We start from the raw sequence: 23500 nt of genomic DNA, 5'->3' as shown, positions 1-23500 counted from the left end.
CTGTCGGGCGATAAATCAGATATGTCGCGGCGCGGAGCGCCCGACATATCTGCGCACCACCTCAACCGCAGCGCTCGACACGACGCGCACAAACGAACAGCGAAGCGGACAACCGAACGCGCACCTGCCCGCCCGGCGTGGTGCGGAACGAACACACAACGACAGCTCCTCGCATCCCCCCAGTGAAGAGGTGCAGCGATGATGACCCCTACCCGTGGCACGAGACGGACATCGATGGTGGCCGGGATCGCCGGCCTGACGCTCCTGCTCGGCGCGTGTGGCGGCGGCGCTAAGGCCGACTCCGGCAAGGACGCCGCCGAGGGCTATGACCCGGCCGCCAAAGTCACGATCACCTGGTGGACCGGGCAGCCGTCCGAGCAGGAGAAGGTCGCGGAGGATCTCGCGGCGGAGTACATGAAGGCGCACCCGAACGTGACGATCAAGACGTCGTCCGGCGCCGCGACCACCGATGACCTGCTCACCAAGCTCTCGGCGGGATTCACCGGCGACAGCTACCCGGACATCTCGTATGCGTACGGCAGCTGGGCCGGTGAACTCGCCACCAGCGGCAAGACCCAGGACCTGGCGAAGTACGTCGCCGACGCGTCGTTCGGCTGGGAGGAGATTCCGGCGGCGGCGCGCGCGACGGCCACGTACGAGGGCAAGGTCATCGGCGTTCCGGCGCTCGTCGACAATCTGGCGCTCATCTACAACAAGAAGATCTTCGATGATGCGAAGGTGGCGTACCCGACCGATCAATGGTCGTGGGACGACTTCCGCAGCGCGGCCAAGAAGCTGACGGACCCGGCCCAGAACCTGTACGGGACCGCGTATTCGGTGTCGGGCGGCGAGGACACGACCTGGCACCTGTGGCCGATGCTGTGGCAGCGCGGCGGGAAGATTCTCGACGGCAACAAGCCGGCCTTCAACTCCGATGCCGGGGTCGCTTCGCTGGAACTGTTGCGCGCCATGGCGGTCGACGACAAGTCGATGTACCTCGATCAGACCGACGAGCAGTACGCGAAGCTCTTCAACGACGGCCGGATCGGCATGATGCTGTCGGGGCCGTGGGCGCTGCTCGAAATCAAGGAGGCCAACCTCGATTACGGTGTCGCGGACCTGCCCGGGTACAACGGCGACCATCAGACGGTTTCCGGGCCCGACCTGTGGGTGCTGTTCAATCACAGCGACGCCAACCGCGCGGGCGCGTCGCGCGATTTCGTCAAATGGCTCACCAGCAAGGACGTCGATCCCAAGTGGAACCTCGCGGTCGGCAACCTGCCGCTGCGCGCCTCCGAGCAGGGCACGCCCGAGTACGCCGACTACATCAAGCAGTACCCAGGCGGCCAGAAGTTCTTCGACAACCTCAAGAATGCCAAGCAGGCCCGGCCCACCGTCGCCGGTTATGAGGAGATGTCGCGCAATGTCGGCGACGCCGTCTCGAAAGTGCTGCAGGGCGCGGCGAAACCGAAGGAGGCGCTGGACGAGGCGGCCAAGAAATCGGCCGGGGCAGTCGGGTGACGCTCACGTTCGCGGCCTCGAAGTACGCCCCGGCGCCGGCCGCCGCCAAACCGCGCGGCAAACGATCGGTACGGCGGACGCTCACCGGATGGGCGTTCGCCGGACCGGCGACGGTCATCGTGGTCGGGCTGTCATTGTTCCCGGCGGTGTGGGCATTCTTCATCTCCCGCACCAAGTGGAACGGCATCGCCCAGCCGCAGGACATCGGCTGGGCGAATTATGAGCGCCTGGCGCAGGACCCGGACCTCGCCGCGGCGGCTCAACACACACTGTTCTTGACGGTACTGTTCGTGCCGGGATCGATCGCGCTCGGACTCCTGCTGGCCATTGCCCTGAACCGGCGCATCCGTTTCATCGGGTTCTACCGGACGTGCATTTTCGTGCCGTACGTGGCTTCGGCGGCGGCGACGGGCATCCTGGCCGGCTACGTGTTCAACCCACAGTTCGGGCTCGCGAACGAGGCGCTGCGCCAGGTCGGTCTGCCGGCGCAGCAGTTCCTGGAGAGCCCGCGCCAGGCGCTGATCGTCGTGTGCATCGTCGCGCTGTGGGGCGAGGTCGGTTTCACATCGGTGGTGTACCTCGCCGCGCTGCAGGACGTGCCGAAGGAGCTGATCGAGGCAGCCACGGTCGACGGGGCCGGGCGGTGGCGGGTGCTGCGCAGTGTCACGCTGCCGCAGCTCCGCCCGGTCACGCTGTTCGCGACCGTGTGGCAGACGATCACCGCGCTGCAGCTGTTCGACCTCATCTACACGACGACGCGCGGCGGTCCCATGAACAGTACGCAGACCGTCGTCTATTACGTGTACGAGCTGGCCTTCCAGACCCGGCGCCTCGGATACGGGGCGGCGGTCGCGTACATCCTCTTCGCGGTGACGCTGCTGTTGACCGCCCTGGTGCTGTGGCGCGGCCGCCGCAGCGGCGAGGAGACGTTCTGATGCGCCGCAGGATCCTGCCGTTCAGTGCCTGGCATCTGCTGCTGATGCCCGTATCGCTCATATTCGTGCTGCCACTCGTGCACATGGTGCTCGCCTCGTTCATGACCAAGGCGGAGCTCAACCGGTTCCCGCCGCGCTTCATCCCGGACGGCCTGCACCTGGACGGGTACCGCAAACTGTTCGCGGAAACGCACATCCTGCTCTGGCTGAGCAACACGGTTGTCGTCGCCGCCGTGTCGGTTGTTGCACATCTGGTGCTGTGCTCGGCGGCCGGCTACGGCTTCGCCCGTCTGCGGTTCGCCGGCCGTGGCTTCGCGTTCGCCGCGGTCCTCGCCACCGTCATGATTCCAATCCAACTGCTGATGATTCCGACGTACCTCATGTTCGCCCGACTGGGGATCGTGGACACCTTGGCCGCGGCGTTCGTGCCGTGGCTGGCCTCGGCGTTCGGCATCTTCCTGATGCGCCAGTTCTTCCTCTCGCTGCCGGTCGAACTCGAGGAGGCGGCCCGCATCGACGGCTGCGGCGTGTTCCGCACGTTCGTGAGCATCGTGCTGCCGCTGGCCCGCCCGGCCCTGGCCACTCTTGCCGTGTTCACGCTGCTGTCGAGCTGGAACGACCTGCTGTGGCCGCTGGTGGCGATCAGCGATGACCACAAGTACACGCTGCAGGTCGGCCTGGCCTCGTTCCAGGGCATGCGCCGCACCGAGTGGTCGCAGCTGATGGCCGGCAACGTGGTCGCCACGATGCCGCTGGTCCTCGCGTTCCTGTTCGCGCAGAAGCGGTTCGTGGCGACCATGACGCTCAGCGGGCTGAAGGGATGACCTCCTCCCGCGTGGCCTGGGCCGCCGTACCCCCGGCGGCCCGCGTGCTCAACGACCCTGCCCGCGCCGCCCATCCAAGCGCCCCGGCGATGTCCAGCCCACCCAGCCGAGCGGCCAGGAACCCGGCGTTGAAGCTGTCCCCCGCGCCGGTGGTGTCCACGACGTCCACCGCCACCCCGGGCGCAGCCGCGGCGACAACCGCACCGCCGCTGCCCAGCCACCAGGCCCGCCCACCGCGCGCCCCGTCCTTGAGCACCACCGCCGTCCCCATCACGACGAGCTGCTCGGCCGCCGCCTCAAGCACGTCGGCCGCCGGGTGCATCGTTCCGGCGCGGGTGACCGCGAGCAGTTCGGCGGCGTTCGGCAGGAACACGTCGGTCACGGCGAGGATCTCCTCGAGCCCGGCCCACTGCCCGGACGGGTCCCAGTTCGTGTCGAGCGACGTGCTCACACCGAGCGCGCGTGCACGTTTGAACACTCCGGCGAGCCCCGCGTGCAGTCCGGGCTGCAGGAACAGCGACGAGACGTGCACATGCCGCGCACCTGCGAGCAGTTCGTCGGTCACATCCTCGGGCCGCAGCGCCGGAATCGTGCCCGGAAGCGTCAGGATCGCCCGGTCCCCCGGCGCCGACAGGATGACGCTCAGCCCGGTTGGCGTCATCGTCACATCGGCCGCCGGTGCGAGCAGCCGCACGCCGCGCTCCTCCAGCCGGGCCCGCGTGAACGTCCCGAACACGTCCGCGCCGACGGCGGCCAGCAGCCCCGTACGCAGACCCAGCCGGGCGCAGCCCATCGCCGTGATCGCCGCCGACCCGCCCAGCACCAGATCGGCCGCGTCGAGCAGCTGCTCCTCCTGCCCGAACCGCGGCCGCACATCACCGCGCAGCACCAGGTCCGGATTCGCGTCGCCAACGACAAGAACGTCCATCGACACCTTCGAGTCCATCGTCACTCCTTCGGGCGAATGCACGAATGGACGCTATCAGCTGCACGATCATGCGCATATAGCGTCCATTCGCGCAGAAACAGCCAGCCGATGATCCTCACGGTGACGCTCAACCCAGCCCTCGACCTGACGTACACGGTCGACGAACTCCGCCCGCACACGACGCACCGCGTGCGCGCAGTGCACGAACGCGCAGGCGGCAAGGGCCTGAACGTCGCGAGCGTGCTGCACGCACAGGGCGAACCGGTCCGGGCCGCCGGCCTGCTCGGCGGCGCAACGGGCAACCGGCTGCGGGAACTGCTGACCACAGCCGGCATCCCTCACGCGTTCACCTCCATCGCCGCCGAGACCCGCCGCACGGTGACCATCGCGGACGGCGTCGACGCAACCGGCCTCTGGGAGCCCGGCCCGGCCGTCGAGGAGGCCGAGTGGCAGCAATTCCTGCAGCTGTACCGCACGCTCCTGGCCGGCACCACAGTCGTCGCACTGTCCGGGTCGCTGCCACGCGGGCTGCCGACGGACGCGTACGCGCACCTCATCGCCATCGCCCGCACCCACCGCGCGGCGACGATCCTCGACACGAGCGGCGAGCCACTGCGCCTGGGCCTGACCGCAAACCCGGACGTCATCAAACCGAACACCGACGAACTGTCCACACTGCTCGCCGCGAACAACAACACCCCGAACAGCGCAACCACGAACAGCCAAGCCACGAGCAGGCAGGCCACAAACAGCGCAACCACGAGCAGCCAAATTGTCACGAGCGCAAGCACGAACGGCCCGACCACGAACAGCGCAAGCACAAACGGTCAGGGGACGAACAGCCGCGCCGCGAACAGCTACGCCACCACTAACCCAGCCATGCACCAACACGTCATCAACAGCGAGGCCGCGAGTAGCAAAGCCGCCAGCGAGGGCCCCGTCAGTCACAGCGCGGTGAGCCACAGCACGGTGAGCCACAGCACGGTGAGCGGCCTGAACGCCGGCTGCGTCGTCATCTCACGCGGCGCCGACGGCCTGCTCGCGATCAGCGGCGACAACGTGTGGCGGGCCGTACCGCCGGCTCCAGAGATCGGTAACCCAACCGGCGCCGGCGACGCGTGTGTCGCCGCCATCGCGAGGGGCTTGCGGGACCGGACGCCCTGGCCGGACCTGCTGGCCGATGCCGTCGCGCTGTCGGCCGCCGCAGTCGCCGCGCCCGTGGCCGGTGCCGTCGACAAAGCCCGCTACGAGCACCTGCGAACCCGCATCACCGTCACCTCACCCGACGTGCGCAGTCCTGCCGACCGGAGCGAGCAAAACGACACGGCGGAACCACACAACACGGCGACACCAAACGGCAAGGCCGAACCAAGCCATGCCGAGAAACCAAGCAGCGCCACCGAAGCAAACAGCGCCGCCGAACCAAGCAGCGCCGCGGAACCAAACAGCGCCGCGGAACTAAGCAGCGCGACCGAAGCAAACAGCGCCACCGAAGCAAGCAGCGCGGCTGGACGAAACGACACACGGGACCGGCCGGGGCCGGCCGTCAAGATAGAGGAGTTGCCCGATGCTGACGCCCACCGGTGAGATCGTTGCGGAGGCCCGGCGGCTCGGAGTCGGAGCGGGAGCGTTCAACGTCATCACCGTCGAGCACGCCGAAGCCGTCGTCAGCGGGGCCGAGGCGGCGGGCTGTGCGGTGATCCTGCAGATCAGCGAGAACGCGGTCCGCTTCCATCACGGCCGCCTGGCCCCGATCGCCGCCGCCGCCCGCGCGGTCGCCGAACTGTCCACAGTGGCCGTCGGGCTGCACCTCGACCATGTGGAGAGCGACGAGCTGTTCGATCAGGCCGCGGCCAACGGGTTCGGCTCCGCCATGTACGACGCCTCCAAGCTCGAGTACGCCGACAACGTCGCCGCCACGGCGTGTGCGGTAGCGCGCGGGCACGCCGCCGGGCTGTGGGTCGAGAGTGAGCTCGGCGAAGTCGGTGGCAAGGATGGTGCCCACAAACCCGGCGTGCGCACGAACCCGGCCGAGGCCGCGGCCTTCGTGCAGTCGACGGGCGTCGACGCGCTGGCCGTCGCGGTCGGCTCCTCGCACGCCATGACCAACCGCGATGCTCGGCTCGACCACGAACTGATCGAACTGCTGCACGATGCGGTGTCCGTCCCGCTCGTGCTGCACGGCTCGTCCGGCGTGCCCGACGACGAACTGCGCGCGGCCGTGCGCGGCGGCCTGGTGAAAATCAACATCGGCACCGCCCTGAACATCGCGTTCACCGGCGCGATCCGGGCCGCGATCGCACAGGACGTCACCGTCGTCGATCCGCGCAAATACCTGCGCACGGCCCGGCACGACATGGCCGAGACGGTCACGAAGGCACTGCGGGTGCTGACCGGGGCGACACCCTGACCGCACCGGCCGACCAAAATCGCGGTCGGGCGTGATCCTGCCTATTGACCGTCGCTCTGCGGCTCCCGGTCGAAGCCCTCGGCCGGGCCGACCGACAGGATGCGGACCGCGGCCGCGCCCTGGGCGTCGGACTCGGCCAGATCGACCTCAGCCACGATCGCCCAGTCGCGGTCGCCCTCGGGATCGTCGAAGATCTGCCGGACGTGCCAGCGGTCCGGCTTCTGGTCGATCACCAGCAGCGCCGGGCCGCGGGCATCAGGGCCGACGCCCATGGAGTCGTACTCATCGAAGTACGCCTCGATCGCATCCTGCCAGGCGTCCGCGTTGAAGCCCGCCTCGCCGTCGAGCTCGCCCAGCTCCTCGTAGCGGTGCAGCGCGGCCAGCTCGACGCGCCGGAAGAGGGCGTTGCGGACCAGGACGCGGAAGGCGCGGAGGTTGCGGGTGACGGCCGGTGGGCGATCGTCGCGGACCTCGGGTCGCTCCGCGCCCGGATTGCGCAGCCGCTCCCACTCGTCGATCAGGCTGGAGTCGACCTGGCGGACCAGCTCGCCGAGCCACTCGATGATGTCCGTCAGGTCCTCGGTGCGGGCGTCCTCCGGCACCGACTGACGGACGGCCTTGTAGGCGTCCGCGAGGTACCGCAGAACCAGCCCTTCGGAACGGGACAGACTGTAGAAGCCGACGTATTCGACGAACGTCATTGCCCGTTCGAACATGTCGCGCACAACGGACTTGGGCGACAGTGCATAGTCGGCGACCCAGGGATGGCCCTGTTTGTACATGTTGTACGCGTTGTCGAGCAGCTCGGCGAGCGGCTTCGGGTGCGTGACGTCGTCGAGGAGCTCGACCCGCTGCTCGTACTCGATACCCTCGGCCTTCATCGCCGCGACCGCCTCGCCGCGGGCCTTGAACTGCTGGGCCGACAGCACCTGGCGCGGGTCGTCCAATGTGGACTCGATGACCGAGAGGACGTCGAGGGCGTAGCCGGGGGCCTCGCGGTCCAGCAGTTCGATCGCGGCCAGCGCGAACGGCGACAGCGGCTGGTTGAGCGCGAAGTCCATCTGCAGGTCGACGGTGAGGCGGACCCGGCGGCCCTCCTCGTCGGGCTCCGGCAGCTGCTCGACCACGCCGCCGGCCAGCAGCGCGCGGTAGATGGCGATCGCCCGGCGGATGAGTTTGCGCTGCGACGCCGCGTCCTCGTGGTTCTGGGTGAGCAGGTGGCGCATGGCCGCGAACGCGTCGCCGGGGCGGCTGATCACGTTGAGCAGCATCGCGTGCGACACCTGGAAGCTGGACTTGAGCGGCTCCGGCTCGGCCTCGATCAGCCGGTCGTAGGTGGGCCGGCCCCAGCCGATCGCGCCCTCCGGCGGCTTCTTGCGCACGACCTTGCGGCGCTTCTTGGGGTCGTCGCCCGCCTTGGCCAGTGCGCGCTCGTTGTCGATGACGTGCTCGGGCGCCTGCACGACGACCGTGCCGACGGTGTCGTAACCTGCACGTCCTGCGCGTCCGGCAATCTGGTGGAACTCCCGGGCGTACAGCAGCCGCGTCTTCTGCCCGTCGTATTTGGACAGTGCCGTGAACAGCACGGTGCGAATCGGCACGTTGATGCCGACGCCGAGCGTGTCGGTCCCGCAGATGACTTTCAGCAGGCCGGCCTGGGCCAGGGTTTCGACGAGCCGGCGGTATTTCGGGAGCATGCCCGCGTGGTGCACGCCGATCCCGTGCCGCACCAGCCGGGAAAGCGTCTTGCCGAAGCCGGCGGTGAACCGGAAGTTGCCGATCGCCTCGCCGATCATGTCCTTTTCAGCGCGCGTCGAGACGTTCACGCTCATGAGTGCCTGCGCCCGTTCGAGCGCGGCCGCCTGCGTGAAATGCACGATGTACACCGGGGCCTGCTTGGTGCTGAGCAGCTCCTCGATGGTCTCGTGCATCGGGTCCATCGAGTAGCTGAACATCAATGGCACAGGGCGTTCCGCGTTCTTCACCACGGCCGTCGCGCGCCCGGTGCGCCGGGTGAGGTCGTCCTCGAACCGCGTGACGTCGCCGAGCGTCGCCGACATGAGCACGAACTGGGCCTGCGGCAGCTCGATCAGCGGGACCTGCCAGGCCCAGCCGCGGTCGGGATCGGCGTAGAAGTGGAACTCGTCCATCACGACGATGCCGACGTCCGCCCGCTCGCCGTCGCGCAGGGCGATGTTCGCGAGGATTTCCGCAGTACAACAAATGATCGGCGCATCGGCATTGACGCTGGCATCACCGGTGAGCATGCCGACGTTCTCCGGGCCGAACATGTCCACGAGCGTGAAGAACTTCTCGGACACGAGCGCTTTGATCGGCGCGGTGTAGAACGTCGTGCGGTTGGTGGCGAGCGCGGCGAAATGTGCGCCCGCGGCGACCAGGCTCTTGCCCGACCCGGTGGGCGTGTTGAGGATGACGTTCGCGCCCGTGGCGATCTCGATGAGCGATTCTTCCTGGTGCGGATACAGGCTGAGGCCCTGCTCCTGCGCCCATTCGGAGAACGCCTCGAAAATGGCGTCGGGGTCGCCGTCCCGCGGGACGCGTGCGGCCAGGTTCCTCATCGCTTCTCGAACATCACGTCGTAGGCCTTGCGGCCCGCGCGCACGGCCCGCTGCTCGAACTTCGTCACCGGCCGGTGCGCGGGCCGCGGCGCGAACCCGTCGAAGAGGTTGCGGAGATGACTGTCCGCGTTGAGCGTTTCAAGCATCGCGTGCGCGTACCCCTCGTCGTCGGTTGCGCAGTGCAGCACCCCACCGCTGCGCATTCGCTCACGCAGGACGGCAACTCGCTCAGGAACGATCAGCCGCCGCTTGTGGTGGCGCGTCTTCGGCCACGGGTCCGGAAAGAACACGTGCACCGCGTGCAGGCTGTTGGCCGGAATGTGCATGGCGAGCAGTTCGAACGCGTCCACTTCGGCCACGCGCACGTTCGTCAGGCCGCGCTCGTGGATCAGGTGCAGGAGGTTGGCGACGCCGGCCGTGTGCACCTCGACCGCCAGGTACTGCCGCTGCGGGTCGGCGGCGGCCATCTGCGCGGTGGCGTCGCCCATCCCGGACCCGATCTCGAGCACGTCGACGGGCTGTCCGGGCACGAAGTCGTACCGCGCGGCGAGGCGCTCCAGCGCGTCGAGGTGCCGACCGCTGAGCCGCCCGCCACGCAGGTGATAGGTCCGGACGATCCGAAGCGGCCGGTCGACGGTAGTCATGGGTTGCCTAGTTTACCGGAAACGTGAACCTATGGCCCTCGGGGGAACGGTCCTACCACCGCCGCCACTCCCTGCGTCCCGCTGAGCTACGGGCGGGGCGGCGCGACCGTCACCTGACAGCGCGTGCAGCCGGATGTGCATACAGCGCCCCGCATCGACATACGCTGCGTCCCGGCGCCTGCCCGCATACTTAGCGCCGCAACAGGTCCTGCGCCCCCTGGACCAGCATCATCACGTCCTCCCCGGCCGACTCCGCCCGCCAGACCAGCGCAAACGTCAGCCGTGGAGCCGCTCCGCCGAGCCGGACAAACCGGACGTCGGGCCGGCGCACCGTGTCGACAAGCAGCTGCGGCACCGGCAGCGCACCCCGCCCGGCCGCCACCAGGTCAAGCGCCGCCGCCGGGTCGTCCACCGCCTCCGCCGCCAGCCGCGCCCCCGCCGGCAGCGCCATCCCGCGCGGCAACAGCAGCCGCCGCGCCCGGTCGAGCGTCACGGTCGTCACTGTCGACAGCGGGTCGCCCGCCGGCAGCGCCAGGTGGCTCAACGCCACGTGAAACCGCGCGGCCGTCGCGAACCCGGCCGGAAACGGCGAGCTCATCAGCGCCGCCACCCCGCCCGTCGCCCGCTGCAGCGCCTCGGTCGCCGCCGACCACCCGCCCGCTTCGAGCGCCACATCGAGCCCCGGCTTCCGCGCCGCCAACCGCCGCGCGAGGCGAGCCGCAAAGGTCCCGACAAGCGGCGCATAAACCAACCGCAAACCAGGCAGCGTTTGTACCGCCAGTCGCGCAGCCTCCACCGCAAACGCACCCGCCTGCGCAAGTACCGCCTCGGCGTGCGGCAGCAGCGACTCGCCCGCGCTCGTCAGCGCAACCGTCCGGCTTGAGCGAATGAACAGCCGCAGCCCGAGCTCGCGCTCAAGTCGCGCAACCGACTGGCTCACGGCAGGTTGCGACAGCGACAGGACATCCGCCGCCCGCGAGAACGAGCGGTGCCGCGCCACCAGCGCAAAGCACTCGATGTCGCGCAGCCCCGCCATGCCGACAAGTATCGGCCATCACCGCCGCTTATCGACCGAGAACCGAATCACTATTCACGGCGCTTATCGATCGCGCGGCCGCGCGCACAAACGAACACGATCGCGCGGTGACAGATGACTTTCCGAAATCGACGGTGCTCGGGTATCCGCGGATCGGGCCGCAGCGCGAGCTGAAGCGGGCGCTGGAGGGGTACTGGGCGGGGCGGATCGACCGGGACGCGCTCGCTGCAACCGGAAGGCAGCTGCGCGCCGAGACCTGGCGGCGGCTGGCGGAGCTCGGGCTGGAGGGGCTGCCGTCCAACACGTTTTCGCTGTACGACCATGTGCTCGACGCGGCGGTGGCGGTCGACGCGGTGCCGGACCGGTTCCGCGACGCCGCCGATCCCTACTTCGCGATGGCCCGCGGCACTGACGACGTGCCGGCATTGCGGATGACGAAGTGGTTCGACACCAACTACCACTACATCGTGCCCGAGATCGGGCCGAAGACACGGTTCCGGGCGGTGCCGGACAAGATGCTCGGCGAGGTGCACGAGGCGCGCACACTCGGGCACGAAACCCGCCCGGTCCTGGTCGGTCCGGTCACATTCCTGCACGGTCATCTGGAGCGGCTGGACGATCTGCTCGACGTGTACGGGGAGCTGCTGCGGTCCCTGGCCGACGCGGGCGTGGAGTGGGTGCAGCTCGACGAACCGGTGACGGTCGTCGACGGGGGTGCACCCGCGATCCGGCACGCGTACCGGCGGCTGGCCGCGCTGGAACGGCGGCCCAAACTGCTGGTGGCCTCGTACTTCGGCAGTGCCGAGGACGCGCTGCCGGCCCTTGCCGTGGCCCCCGTGGACGGGGTGGCGATCGATCTGGCACACGGAGTACCAGAAACCCTGCAGCTTTTTGCCGGACGCACCATCGTCGGCGGCGTCGTGTCCGGGCGCAACGTATGGCGGACGGATTTCGACGCGGCGCGGGCGCTGCTGGCGGCGGCCGATGCAACATCGGTGTCCACAAGCTGTTCGCTTCTGCACGTGCCGTACACCCTGCGCGGCGAGTCGGGGCTCCCCGACGGCCTGGCGTTCGCGGAGGAGAAGGTCGCCGAGGTCGTCGCGCTGGCCGCGCTGGGCCCGAAGCCCGGACCCTTGCCGACCCGGCCGCGGCCCACTCGCGCACCCGACATGGACACTCGCCGTCCATACGCCGAGCGCGTCGCCGCCCAGGCCGACCTCGGACTGCCGCCGCTGCCGGTGACGACGATCGGTTCGTTTCCGCAGACCGGCGAACTGCGCAAGGCGCGCACCTCGCTGGGCCAGGCTTCGCTGGGCGAGCGCCAGATGCCGCCCGGCCATGGTTCGTTTGGTCAGGCCGAGTACGAAGCGCGCATCGAGGCGGAGATCGCGCGGGTCATCGGCGAGCAGGAGGCGCTCGGCCTGGACGTACTCGTGCACGGTGAGCCTGAGCGAAACGACATGGTGCAGTACTTCGCTGAGCACCTCGACGGGTTCGCGGTTTCGCGCAACGGGTGGGTGCAGTCGTACGGATCGCGCTGCACACGGCCGCCGATTCTGCACGGGGATGTGCGGCGGCGCGGACCGATCACCGTACGGTGGGCGAAGTTTGCACAATCGCTCACTGCGCGGCCCGTGAAGGGGATGCTGACCGGGCCGGTGACGATCGTCGCGTGGTCGTTCGTGCGGCCCGATCGAGCGCTGCCGGACGTGACGCTGCAGGTGGCGGAGGCCGTGCGCGAGGAGGTGCGGGATCTCGAGGCGGCGGGCATCCGGATCATCCAGGTCGACGAGCCGGCGCTGCGGGAGCTGCTGCCCCTCGACAGGCGGCGGCAGGCGGAGTACCTGCAGTGGGCGGTGGCGGCGTACCGGCGGGCGACCGGCGGCGCCGCGGACGCCACGCAGATTCACACACATCTGTGCTATTCGGAGGCGTCGGCGGTGCTGGAGGCGATCGACGCGCTGGACGCCGACGTCACGAGCATCGAGGCCGCCCGCTCGGGCTTCGCGGTCACGGCGTTCGCGCGCGGGATCGGGCCGGGCGTGTACGACATCCATTCGCCGCGCATCCCGGACCGCGACGAGATCGCCGGGCGGCTGCGGGCGGCGCTGCGGGTGATCCCGGCCGAGCGGCTGTGGGTGAACCCGGACTGCGGCCTCAAGACGCGGACGTACGACGAGGTGCGCGCGGCCCTGGCCAACGTCGTCGCGGCCGCGCACGCCGCCCGCGAATCCCTAACATGAGGGCATGTCGTATCCAGAACCGAAATATCACGCTGAAACCGGCGAGGCGAGCGCCACGTACCGCCCGGTCGGCACGCCGCCGGAGTTCACGTACGCCAGCGGCAACACCGTGCACTACCTGGCCACCGGCGCGTCGACCGGCGGCGAGTTCGGCCTGTACCGCTGGGTGATGGGCCCGCAGCCCAGCGGACCCGACCCGCACTTCCACCGCTCGATCTCCGAGTCGTTCTTCATTCTGAGCGGCTCGGTGCGCATCTACGACGGCAAGCGCTGGATCGACACCGAGCCCGGGGACTTCGTGCACGTACCGGAGGGCGGCGTGCACGCATTCCGCAACGAGTCCGGCGCCCCGGCCGAGATGCTGCTCCACTTCGCCCCCGGAGCACCCCGGGAGGCCTACTTCGAGGGCCTCCCGAACCTGTCGCAGATGACCGACGAGGAGCGCGCCGCATTCATGCTCGAACACGACACGTTCTGGATCGGCTGACAACCGGCGCCAACTCGCACAATCGAGCGCGAGCGCGAGCGCGGGCGCGTGGGTGAGCGCGGGCGCGTGGGTGAGCGCGGGCGTGTGGGTGAGCGCGAGCATGAGCGCGGGCGCGTGGGTGAGCGCGGGCTGACGCTGTGCACGAACGTGCAACACGCGCAGACGTACAGCGGCCCGGCTAGCGCGAGCAGCAAACAGTCAGTGTGAGCGTGAGCGGCCAGTGGCAGCGCGAACGGCACGTGCAAACGCGCAACACGTGGACACGCGCAACACGTGGACACGCAGGCAGACGACACGATCGAGCATGAGGACTGCACAAACGCGCAGCTTGTGCGTGCGCCAACGCTCGCGGATCGTAGGCCCGGTTCTGGCGCGCGGCGGACGGTGAGCGGCGTGCCAGACAGGCGGCCGTTACGGGTCGTGGGGGTCCGCGTGGGAAGTGGTTTGCAGGCCGACGGCCCGCCGACCTGGGAGGCGGCGGGCCGTGTGGTCCTGACGACGTGTTTCGTGGTCCTGCTGTTTGTGGTGGAGCGGGAAGTGGGCCGGCGGGGGTTCGAGCCTTGCCGGCCGGGTGGTTAGAAGCCGAACGATGAGACCAGGACCGCGCGGCCCAGGGTGTGGGCGGTCAGGTTGAAGCCGACCACGTTCGCCGAGGCGTCCGCGTCGACGCCGAGGGAGTCGGTGTCGAGGGCGTGGACGACGAAGAAGTACCGGTGGGGGGCGTCCTGCGGAGGCGGGGCGGCGCCGCCGAAGTCGCGGGTGCCGTAATCGTTGCGGGCGTGGATGGCCTCGTCGGGCAAGCCGTCCTTGTCGCCCGTGCCGGCGCCGGTGGGGAGTTCGGTGGCGGAGGCCGGGATGTCGTAGACGATCCAGTGCCAGAAGCCGCCGCCCGTCGGGGCGTCCGGGTCGTAGCAGGTGACCGCGAAGCTCTTGGTCCCCTCCGGCGCGCCCGACCAGGCCAGGTGCGGGGAGGTGTTGCCGCGCTCGTAGACCTGGGCGTCGGGCAGCGAGCCGCCGTCGGTCAGGTCTTCGCTGGTCAAACTGAACGCCGGCACCGCGGGCAGGAAGTCGTACGGCGACGGCGGGCGCGGACGGTCGGACATGCGCAATCTCCTTGCGAAGGTGGCTACAGCTGTCTTCCGGGAATCCTCTTACCCAACGAACGTCGTCCTCAAGTGAGGCGGCCGCGCGTCGTCGACGGAAAATCTTCAAGCACCGCGTGGAACCGCGAACGCCCACCACCAAACCGCGCACCACCCGACCCAAACGCGCAAACGCGCAAACGCCGTGTTGCCGGAACGCGAAGACACGTGCCCCAAGCCCGCGCACCGCCCACGCCGGGCCGCCCATGTTCAGACCGCGCACCGCACACAACGTGCACCGCGCAAGTCGCGCACCGCCCAAGTCGCTCACCGCTCAGATCGCGCACGCAAAAGTCGCGCACCGCTCACACCGTGCACCGTGCAAGTCGCGCACCGCTCAGATCGCGCACCGCAAAAAGTCGCACACCGCAAACAACATGCACCGTGCAAGTCGCGCACCGCACAAGTCGCGCACCGTTCAGATCTTGCACCGCACAGTGCACGGGCCGCACAAGTCGCGCACCGCTCAGGTCGTGCAGCGCACACAACGCGCGCCGCGCAGTGCACGGGCCGCGCATCGCACACAACGGGCGCTGCGCAACGTGCACCGAGTGAAGTGAGCAAATGCCAGCACGCAGGTCACGGCAGGCGGACAACCGCGCAAAACGTCACCGCGCGGGTCACGGCAAGCGGACGACTGCACGAAACGCCGCCGCGCAGGTCGGAGCAGGTAGACGATCAAACGAAGCGCGCCGCCGCCCGGTCCGAGCTGGCGAACGACCGCGCGAAGCGCCGCCGCGCAGGTCAGAGCAGGCGAACAACTAAACGAAGCACCGCCGCACAGGTCACGGCAAGCGGACGACCGCGCGAAACGTCACCGCGGGGGTCGGAGCAGGTGGACGACCAACGAAACGCCGCCACACCGGTCAGAGCCGGCGAACGACCGCACCAAGCGCCGCAACACCGGTCAGAGCCGGCGAACGACCAAACGAAACGCCGCCGCGCAAGTCAGAGCGGGCGAACGACCAAACGAAACGCCGCCGCGCAAGTCAGAGCGGGCGAACGACCAAACGAAACGCCGCCGCGCAAGTCAGAGCGGGCGAACGACCAAGCGAAACGCCGCCGCGCAGGTCAGAGCCCGGCAACGACCGCACGAAACGCCGCCGCGCAAGTCAGAGCAGGCGAACGACCAAGCGAAACGCCGCTGCGCGGGTCAGGGTAGGCGGGCGACCGCGAGACCCAGCAGCCACACCAGGTACGGCTGGTGAATGGTGCCCGAAGTGCGCTGCTCCAGCTTGATCACCGTCTCCCCCCGCCGCGCCACCGCCCAGCGGCCTGAGGCGAACGCCTCCTCGCCCACGCCTGGTACGGGGGTGCCGCCGCGGTGGGTGCCAATGGCGAAGCGGGCGGCCGTGCCCGTCACGACCGTGACGAGGAGGGCGGAGCGGTCGGCCGCCACGTACTCGGCAAGCGTCATCGGCCCGATGGCCACACCGCCGCCACCGCCACCACCGCCGCCACCGCCGTCGGCGTCACCGCCGCGGCCGGCCAAGGTCACCTGGCGGCCCAGGACGCGGCCGGCCTCTTCGGCCGTGACCAGGGACGATGCTGTGACAGTTGTCGGGTGGACCGCGGTGGCCAGGGCCGGTGCGCCCGCGTTCATGGCGTTCAGGATGAGGGCGTCGGTCTTCTCGTCGCCGTACGTCTGCCGGCGCATCCGCGCGCCGGCGTCGACCTGGAGCGAGAGCACTCGGCGCGTCCAGCGTCGTGCGGTGAGTGTCACGATGTCGCCGACGTCGCACTTCGCGGCGATCTCGGAAGGGCAGGCCCAGGCGACAGTACGGTCCGTGACCCCCGCATCCACCGCGAGGTGGTGCAGCACCGGGATCGACGGCTCGTCCTCCCCCTGGCTGCGCGTCTTCCAGGTCTGCAGCCAGAGCACCTCCCCCGTCACCGTGACCGGCGTGAGGACGTCGACGAGGGTGCCGAGCAGCGTGTACCCGCCGTAGAGCAGCGGCCACAGGATCAGGATCCGCACCGCCAGCGCCACCCAGCTCGTCACCGAGTCGGGGGCGAAGTCGAAGGCGATCGCGTTGTACCGCGTGATCAGCGCGGCAATCACCAGAGCGGCGACGGATTTCAGCGCGAGCCGCAGGGCTTTCTGGCCGTACCGTGGAAAAACGCTCGGGTATTTGACCTTGACGCGGTGCCACGTCCCGCCGAACGAGCTCCAGACCTTGTTGCGGTTGCCCATGCCCAGGTCGATCACGGCGGCGCAGACGCGGGTGGCGCCGACGGCGTCGCCGTATGACAGGTAGCGGTCCCAGACGGTGACGGCGGCCGGGGGCAGGTCGGCGAAGCTCTCGTGCGCGCGCAGGTACGCCTTCAGGCCGAGCCACCGCGCGGCCGCCTGCCGGCCGGCGGGGGTGTCGCGCTCGCCGCGGGACTTGCCGGCCACGTAGAACAGGGCGAACCACATGAAGATGCCGAGCACGAACGAGACGCCCGAGTCGCCGCCGGTGCGCCGGTTGTAGAGCAGCGCCGCGAGGGTGAGCGCAAAGGCCGGTACCAGCGCAAACACGCTCAGCGCCGTCACGACCGGCTTGGAGAACCGGCGCTGGGACAGCCCGCGCGACCGCGCGTCGGCGACGATCGCCGCGTTCAGCCGCTTCGTCCACCCGGCCGCCTGCGCCTCGTCACGGAACGTGAGCGCCGTCAGCGGCACCATCCCGCCCATGGCGAGCGCCTTGATCCTTTCGAAGATCATCGTCTCGTACGCGTTGAGGCCGGACGGCGCCGCCTCGCGCACATGCACCGTCGTCTGCAGCGGGTCGTTGCCGGGCTGGCGGAACTCGAGCACCCGCCGCGCCGCCAGGTCGATGAGCGTCGACTCGGCCGCGTCCTCGGTCAGCTCCCAGCGCCCCGTGATCATGCTGACGACGGCCGGCGACTCGCTGCCGCCGAAGTCCTGCGTCGGTGGCGGGGCGGCGACCGGCCGGGGCCGTGTCACGAACAGCGCGCCCCCGAACGCGGCGAGCCAGGCCCCGAGCCCGGCCAGCGCGATCGCCGCCTCGACGAGGAACTGCGGGTCCATCGCGTCAGAACCGCACGTTGACGTCGGCCCGCTCGCCGCCGGCGGCCTGGAAGTACGGCCGCGCCTGGAACCCGCCCACGCCGGCGATCAGGTTTGCCGGCAGCGTCTGGATCTTCTGGTTGTAGGTCTGCACGGCGCTGTTGTAGAACTGCCGGGCGTAGGCGATCTTCTCCTCGGTGCCGCCCAGCTCGCTCTGCAGCTGCAGGAAGTTCTGGTTGGCCTTCAGGTCCGGGTACGCCTCGGACAGCGCGAACAGCCGCCCCAGCGCCTGCGTCAGCTGCCCCTCGGCCTGCGCGAGCTGCGCCGGCCCGGCGGGCGCCGCCTGAGCCGCCGCGTTGCGTGCCGCCACGACGGCCTCGAGGGTCCCGCGCTCGTGCGCGGCGTACCCCTTCACCGTCTCGACGAGATTCGGAATCAACGAGTGCCGCCGCTTGAGCTGCACATCAATCTGCGCCCATGAGGCGTCGACCTGGGTCCGGGCCTTGACCAGCGAGTTGTACGTGGCCACCGCCCACCAGACGAGCACGATCACCAGCACGACCACAACGCCGAGCACGATCAAAGCGTTCATGCGCGCATGGTGACCGCCGCGGGTTGCCCCCCAGGTGGAACCGTCACCCATCCGACAGAGCCGGGCCACCTCGCCCTCGCCGCTCCAGGTGATCGACGAGTCCGCGCAGCGCGGCGGTGATGCGGCTGAGTTCGGCCGGTTCGAGGAACGAGAGGGCGTAGGCCTCGGCGTGCTGCGACTCGGGAAGCAGCTCGCGGAGGAGGCGGTGGCCGCCGCGGGTGAGCTGGAGCACGACGAGGCGACCGTCGTCGGGGTGGATGGTGCGTTTGACGAGGCCGCGTCCGGAGAGGGTGTCGACGACGCCGGTGAGGGTGGCCTTGGAGATGCCGGCCTGTTCGGCGACGTGGCGGGTTTCGATGCGGCGGGCGGCCCAGACGGTGCGCAGGACGACGAAGCCGGTCCAGGTGAGCTGGCGGGGGCGGAGGACTTCCTGTTCGACGTGCTGGCGGACCGCGTTGGCCGCGCGGTGCAGGTGCAGCACGGCCTCGGTCGCGCTCAGCCTTCCGGGCGGCAGCGCCAAGCCGGCGGTCGCCTCCCGACGGAGGAACGCGTCGAATGGACCGCCTTCATCCGCACCGGCCGACATTCCGGTCATCCTGGTTGAGCATCAGCCGGAATGCCATCGTCTATCGGCTTCGATGCTCGTGAATCGCCCGGAAGCGCCGGGAGCAAGGGCCGGCGCAGAGCAAGGGTCCGCGGAGGGTGTGGGTCAGCGGCGGGGTGGTGGCTGCTCGACTGACGGGCCGCCGGTGTGCGGGGTCGGGACGTAGCCGGGCTCCGGGGCCGGGAGGGCGGCGATGCAGCGCTGGGAGCAGGCGTTGACCAGGAACGGCAGGACGTCGGTGGCCACCCGGAGGGAGATCCAGGCCTGGTGGAGCTCGCCGGTGAGCGCGGTCGTGCAGACGCTGCAGGTGCGGGCCCCGTCGGCGCCCCACACGGCCGGGTCCAGGGTGGTGAGGTCGGCGCCGGTGGTGCTGTGCAGGGAGGGGAACGGCGGGCGGAACTTGAAGTTGCCGTAGAGGACGCGGGTGCTGACCCGGCTGGTCTTCAGGTTCGTGCAGCGGGTGAGCTCGTAGGGGTACCAGTGCAGGCGGTGCGAGCAGTACGGGTCGAAGTCCTCCAGGCTGGTCATCGCGCCGATCTCGGGAGGCAGGCGGACCAGGTTCGTGCCGTAGAGCGACAGGCGGCGGACGTTCGTCAGCTTCGCGATCGTCGGGGGCAGGGTGACGACCTGGCGGACCTCGTCGGCGTCCATGTCGCGCAGCGGCGTGAACTCCTGGCGGCCGTCGGCGGCGGCCTCGTCGATCAGGGCCAGCAGGCGGTGCCAGACCGGGGAGCCGGTGTCCTGGCGCTCCGCGTGGAACGTGACCCGGGGCGGCCGGGTGTCGGTCGAGTGCCCGACGCACCGGCAGAGTTGGACTGCGGGCTCCATCGGCCGAGCATAGCGACGCGCGCCGAGGTGCCGGGCCCCTAAGCCGCGACGCCGGTCAGGCGGGTGTACTCCTCCGCCGTCCCGATCGCACCGCGACGGTCGGGGTGTTCGACGTAGTGTTCGACGACCGAGCCGAGGAAGACCGGCTCGACGGCGAGCAGCTCCAGCGGGATGAGCAGCCAGCCCGGATCGGTGCGGCCCGGGCGGCGGATGCTCAGGGCCAGCTTCGGGGCGCGGACCGTCATCGGCAGCGGGTTGGCCGGCACCCGGACGAGGTCGTCCCAGGCCAGGATGCGCCGGCCGCCGGCCCGGATGTTCAGGCCCGCCGGGCTCACCACGATCCGGGGGCCGCGCAGCAGCGGGATGATCGCGCCGGCGATGACCAGGGCGGCGCCGGCGTTGATGCCGAAGCGCGTGGTCGGGGAGACCGTCGGGTCGCTCTCCAGGAACACGGTCCCGAGCAGCGCCCAGCCCATCGTCAGGCGGCCCATCAGGATCGGCGAGCCGGGCACCACGAACGCGTCGCCGCGCACGCGCAGCGCGGCCGGCGGCGGGTCCACGAGCGGGCGGAAGACGATGCCGAACACGATGAAGGCGGCGCTGAGCACGAAGATCGGGGCGAGCAGCAGCGCGACCGCGAGCCAGAGGGGCGTGTTCGACGGAGTGACGCCGAACTCGTACAGGACCCGGAGCACGACGATGACCGCGGCGACCCCCACGGCCGCCGCCTTCGATCCCGTCACGTAACGGCCGAACCGCCTGGGCGTCACCCGGCCAAGTCTACGAACCGGATGCGAGGGCCGCCGCCCGTCACCCGGCGTGGTCACCGGCCGGCCGTCACACGGCGAGGTCGACGAACCGGGCGCGCAGGTCGGCGACCGTCGGCATGGCGACCGCGCCGCCGGGAGACTCGCAGACGTAGCCGGCCACGTGGACCGCGACGCGGGTCAGCGTCGCCCACTCCCCCAGGTCGGCCGGCTTGCCCTGGGACAGGATGCCCCAGCTGAGGCCGGCCATCGTGGCGTCGCCCGCGCCGGTGGCGTCGACGGGTGTGATCTGCGGGGCGGGGACGAGTACCGACGCGGAGCCCTTGGCGACGAGCGCACCCTGTGAGCCGAGGGTCACGACGACGGCTCCCGCCCCCGCGGCCAGGAGACGTTCGGTGGCCGCCTCCGGGGACTCGCCCCAGAGGGCGGTGGCGTCGGCCGAGCTCAGCTTGACCAGGTCGGCGGTGGCGGCGAACTCCTCGACCACGTCCGGGTTGAGGCCCACGACGGGGCGGACGTTGGGGTCGAAGACGCGGACGGGTCCGGGGACGGCCCAGGCCCGGCGGGCGGCCGCGAGGACGGGCGGGGCGAGCAGGCACATCGACCCGCAGTACAGCAGGCGCGCCCCGGCCACGCGGTCGACGTCGACGCGTGCGGCGTCGAGGAGGCCGTAGGAAGGTGGCGAGCCGTAGAACCGGAACGTCGGCTCGTGGCCCTGGAACGTCGTGACGGCGAGCGTCGTCGCCACGTCCGGGATCGTCTGCGCACCATCGGTACCGACGCCGGATTTGTCGAGAAAGTCCAGCAGGCGATGGCCGAACGGGTCGTCGCCGAAGGAGCCGACGAAATGCACGTCCGCGCCCAGGCGGGCGATGCCGACCGCGACGTTGAACGGGGCGCCGCCGACCGCGGGGCGGTAGACGAGCTCACCGCCCGAGGTGGACTCGAGCAGATCGATGAGCGCCTCACCGATCACCACTCCGTAGCCTGAAATGGTTCCACCTCCTCCAACGGTGCGCCCGTGAAACTCGGGCGCATGGTGCCGGTCACGAAGACCGCGTGCCACACGCAGAAGACGAGCACCGTCCAGATCTTGCGGGAGTGGTCGGCCTCCTTCTTGCGATGGCCGCGCAGCAGTCCCCGCACGACGTCGAGGTCGAGCAGGTCATCGGCGCCGGAGGTGTCGAGCAGGCCGTGGGCCCAGTCGTACATCTCGCCGCGCAGCCACGGGCGGATCGGCACCGGGAAGCCCAGCTTCTTGCGGTGCACGATCGGCTCCGGTACCACACCGGCCAGGGCCCGCCGCAGCGCCGCCTTCGTCTCCTGGGAGCGCGGCGGCACCTTGAGCTCGCTGGGCAGGCCGGCCGCGACGTCGAACACGGCCCGGTCCAGGAACGGCGTGCGCAGCTCGAGGGAGTGCGCCATCGTCATGCGGTCGGCCTTGACCAGGATGTCGCCGCGCAGCCACGTGTACAGGTCGATGTACTGCATCGTGGTGACGTCGTCGAGCGCGCCGGCCTCCTTGAACACGGGGCCGGTGATGTCCGTGTGGCGCACGTCGGGCTCGTAGTGGCGCAGCAGCGCGGCCTTCTCCTCGTCGGTGAAGATCCGCGCGTTGCCGTAGTAGCGCTCCTCGATGGGTGTCGTGCCGCGCTCCAGGAAGCTCTTGCCCTTGACGCCCTGCGGAATGACCCGCGACACCGCCCGCAGCCCGCGCTGCATCGAGCCCGGCAGGTGGCTGACCCCCGACAACGACAAAGGCTCCCGATAGATGGGGTACCCCCCGAAGAGCTCGTCCGCCCCGTCGCCCCCGAGCACCACCGTGACGTCCCGGGCGGCCCGCTCGGCCAGGAAGAACAGCGGGACCAGGGCCGGGTCGGCGACCGGGTCGTCGAGGTGCCAGATGATCCGAGGCAGGGCCCGCATGAAGTCGGCCGCGGTGACGACGGTCGCGGTGAGCGGCACGCCGAGCGCGCGGGCGGACTGCTCGGCGATGTCGATCTCGGAGTACTGCGCGCCCGGCCCGGCCGCGTCGTAGCCGACGGTGAACGTGCGCAGGTTCGGGTCCTTCTCGGCGGCCAGGGCGACGATCGCCGTCGAGTCGATCCCGGAGGACAGGAACGCCCCGACCTCGGCGTCGGCCTGCATGTGCGCGTGCACGCTCTCCCGGAGGGCGTCGGCGATGCGGCGCACGACGGCCTCCTCGTCGACCGGGCCCGGGCGGAAGTGCAGCTGGTTGTACCGCCGGTTGGCCAACGGCCCGCCCGGGGTGTACACGAACGTCTCCCCCGCGCCGAGCCGGCGCACCTCCGGGTGCATGGTGCCGGGCTCGGGGACGTACTGCATGGTCAGGTAGTACTGGAGCCGTTTCGTGTCGACGGCCTTCTCCTCCTGCGTGAACGGCAGGAGGGCCTTCTTCTCGCTGGCGAGGTACACGCCCTGCGGGGTCTGCAGCTGGAAGAGGGGCTTGAGGCCGAACGGGTCCCGGGCCCCGAACGCCCGCCGGGCCGACGAGTCCCAGATCACGAACGCGAACATGCCGCGCAGGCGGCTCACCGCGCCCGGGCCCCAGTGGTGGTAGGCGGCCAGGATGACCTCGGCGTCGGAGCCGGCCCCGAACTCGGCCCGGCGGTCCTCCTCCAGCTCGGCCCGCAGCTCGGCGGCGTTGAGGATGGCCCCGTCCAGGACGATCATGTATCGCCCGGCGGTGACCCCGGCCGGCGGGTAGGTGACCGGCTGGGTCGTCCGGGTCTCGGCGACAGTCAGGTGCTCGGCCCCGAAGATCACGTCGTCGTCGGCGACGATCCGCTCGTCGTCCGGGCCGCGGTGGCGCAGCAGCCCGAGTGCGTCGGCGACCGCGTCCCGCTGCGCCGCCGCGCCGCCCCGCGCGCTGACGAACGTGAGAAGACCCGCCATGGCTTGCATCCTCGCACGGGGTACGGTCGCA

19 protein-coding genes are annotated in these 23500 nt (G+C 70.2%); 7 read left to right on the top strand and 12 right to left on the bottom strand.

The features are described 5' to 3' along the window. Positions 1–198 precede the first annotated feature (198 nt). Genes Dvina_RS10425 through Dvina_RS10415 form a run of 3 tightly spaced genes read left to right on the top strand, consistent with a single transcriptional unit; the run spans position 199 to position 3280 of the window. On the top strand, positions 199–1521 hold the full coding sequence (locus Dvina_RS10425) for an ABC transporter substrate-binding protein (RefSeq protein WP_246656133.1): 1323 nt from the start codon (positions 199–201) through the stop codon (positions 1519–1521). Continuing rightward, complete coding sequence (locus tag Dvina_RS10420) at positions 1518–2456, top strand: carbohydrate ABC transporter permease (protein WP_223102253.1); 939 nt, start codon at positions 1518–1520, stop codon at positions 2454–2456. Before Dvina_RS10425 ends, Dvina_RS10420 begins: the two co-directional genes overlap by 4 nt. Further along, the gene (locus Dvina_RS10415; protein ID WP_223102252.1) at positions 2456–3280 is read left to right on the top strand and encodes a carbohydrate ABC transporter permease; all 825 of its coding nucleotides are present in this window, start codon (positions 2456–2458) and stop codon (positions 3278–3280) included. Before Dvina_RS10420 ends, Dvina_RS10415 begins: the two co-directional genes overlap by 1 nt. On the opposite strand, the gene Dvina_RS10410 is transcribed toward Dvina_RS10415, so the two are convergent. Next, entirely contained in the window at positions 3261–4226 is a 966-nt protein-coding gene (locus Dvina_RS10410; protein WP_223102251.1) for a carbohydrate kinase family protein, read from the bottom strand. The genes Dvina_RS10415 and Dvina_RS10410 overlap by 20 nt on opposite strands. A gap of 90 nt (positions 4227–4316) precedes the next feature. Here Dvina_RS10410 and Dvina_RS54120 point away from each other — a divergent pair, with 90 nt between their 5' ends. Together Dvina_RS54120 and Dvina_RS10395 are read left to right on the top strand one after the other, a co-directional pair. Next, positions 4317–5795 (top strand): 1-phosphofructokinase family hexose kinase, encoded by a 1479-nt coding sequence (locus Dvina_RS54120; protein ID WP_246656132.1) that lies wholly within the window; start codon positions 4317–4319, stop codon positions 5793–5795. Next, entirely contained in the window at positions 5776–6618 is an 843-nt protein-coding gene (locus Dvina_RS10395; RefSeq protein ID WP_223102250.1) for a class II fructose-bisphosphate aldolase, read from the top strand. The genes Dvina_RS54120 and Dvina_RS10395 overlap by 20 nt, the downstream gene beginning before the upstream one ends. 41 nt (positions 6619–6659) lie before the next feature. Here the strand turns inward: Dvina_RS10395 and Dvina_RS10390 are convergent, their stop codons facing one another. From Dvina_RS10390 to Dvina_RS10380, 3 genes are all read right to left on the bottom strand, one after another. Continuing rightward, positions 6660–9197, bottom strand: a complete 2538-nt coding sequence (locus Dvina_RS10390) for a DEAD/DEAH box helicase (RefSeq protein ID WP_223102249.1) — start codon at positions 9195–9197, stop codon at positions 6660–6662. Continuing rightward, positions 9194–9841: a tRNA (guanosine(46)-N7)-methyltransferase TrmB gene (trmB, locus tag Dvina_RS10385; protein ID WP_223102248.1), complete on the bottom strand. Its 648-nt coding sequence runs from the start codon at positions 9839–9841 to the stop codon at positions 9194–9196. Before trmB ends, Dvina_RS10390 begins: the two co-directional genes overlap by 4 nt. 190 nt (positions 9842–10031) lie before the next feature. Then, positions 10032–10877: a LysR family transcriptional regulator gene (locus tag Dvina_RS10380; RefSeq protein WP_223102247.1), complete on the bottom strand. Its 846-nt coding sequence runs from the start codon at positions 10875–10877 to the stop codon at positions 10032–10034. Between the two features lie 107 nt (positions 10878–10984). On the opposite strand from Dvina_RS10380, the gene Dvina_RS10375 reads away from it, so the two are divergent. Continuing rightward, entirely contained in the window at positions 10985–13120 is a 2136-nt protein-coding gene (locus tag Dvina_RS10375; RefSeq protein ID WP_223102246.1) for a 5-methyltetrahydropteroyltriglutamate--homocysteine S-methyltransferase, read from the top strand. 4 nt (positions 13121–13124) lie between these two features. Next, positions 13125–13607, top strand: a complete 483-nt coding sequence (locus tag Dvina_RS10370) for a cupin domain-containing protein (protein ID WP_223102245.1) — start codon at positions 13125–13127, stop codon at positions 13605–13607. A 575-nt stretch (positions 13608–14182) separates the two neighbouring features. Here the strand turns inward: Dvina_RS10370 and Dvina_RS10365 are convergent. The 8 genes from Dvina_RS10365 to asnB all read right to left on the bottom strand — a co-directional run bounded on the left by Dvina_RS10365 (position 14183) and on the right by asnB (position 23469). Beyond that, positions 14183–14710 carry a YbhB/YbcL family Raf kinase inhibitor-like protein gene (locus Dvina_RS10365; RefSeq protein WP_223102244.1) on the bottom strand — a complete coding sequence of 176 codons (528 nt, stop codon included), beginning with the start codon at positions 14708–14710 and terminating at the stop codon, positions 14183–14185. 1192 nt (positions 14711–15902) lie between these two features. Next, positions 15903–17783: a DUF2207 family protein gene (locus Dvina_RS10360; protein WP_223102243.1), complete on the bottom strand. Its 1881-nt coding sequence runs from the start codon at positions 17781–17783 to the stop codon at positions 15903–15905. 4 nt (positions 17784–17787) lie between these two features. Beyond that, positions 17788–18354, bottom strand: a complete 567-nt coding sequence (locus Dvina_RS10355; RefSeq protein ID WP_246656131.1) for a LemA family protein — start codon at positions 18352–18354, stop codon at positions 17788–17790. Between the two features lie 43 nt (positions 18355–18397). Beyond that, a complete protein-coding gene (locus tag Dvina_RS10350; RefSeq protein ID WP_223102241.1) occupies positions 18398–18949 on the bottom strand; it encodes a MarR family winged helix-turn-helix transcriptional regulator in 552 nt (183 codons plus the stop codon). Positions 18950–19063: 114 nt separating this feature from the next. After that, entirely contained in the window at positions 19064–19786 is a 723-nt protein-coding gene (locus Dvina_RS10345) for a leucine-rich repeat domain-containing protein (protein WP_223102240.1), read from the bottom strand. A 38-nt stretch (positions 19787–19824) separates the two neighbouring features. After that, on the bottom strand, positions 19825–20556 hold the full coding sequence (locus Dvina_RS10340; RefSeq protein WP_223102239.1) for a hypothetical protein: 732 nt from the start codon (positions 20554–20556) through the stop codon (positions 19825–19827). 67 nt (positions 20557–20623) lie between these two features. Further along, entirely contained in the window at positions 20624–21529 is a 906-nt protein-coding gene (locus Dvina_RS10335; protein WP_246656130.1) for a carbohydrate kinase family protein, read from the bottom strand. Beyond that, complete coding sequence (gene asnB, locus Dvina_RS10330; RefSeq protein WP_223102238.1) at positions 21526–23469, bottom strand: asparagine synthase (glutamine-hydrolyzing); 1944 nt, start codon at positions 23467–23469, stop codon at positions 21526–21528. The genes Dvina_RS10335 and asnB overlap by 4 nt, the downstream gene beginning before the upstream one ends. Between the last annotated feature and the right edge of the window lie 31 nt (positions 23470–23500).

The organism is Dactylosporangium vinaceum, assembly GCF_019904175.1.
Taxonomy (GTDB): domain Bacteria; phylum Actinomycetota; class Actinomycetes; order Mycobacteriales; family Micromonosporaceae; genus Dactylosporangium; species Dactylosporangium vinaceum.
The sequence above is the reverse complement of the archived record's forward strand: the minus strand, read 5'-3'. Positions and strand labels throughout refer to the sequence as shown.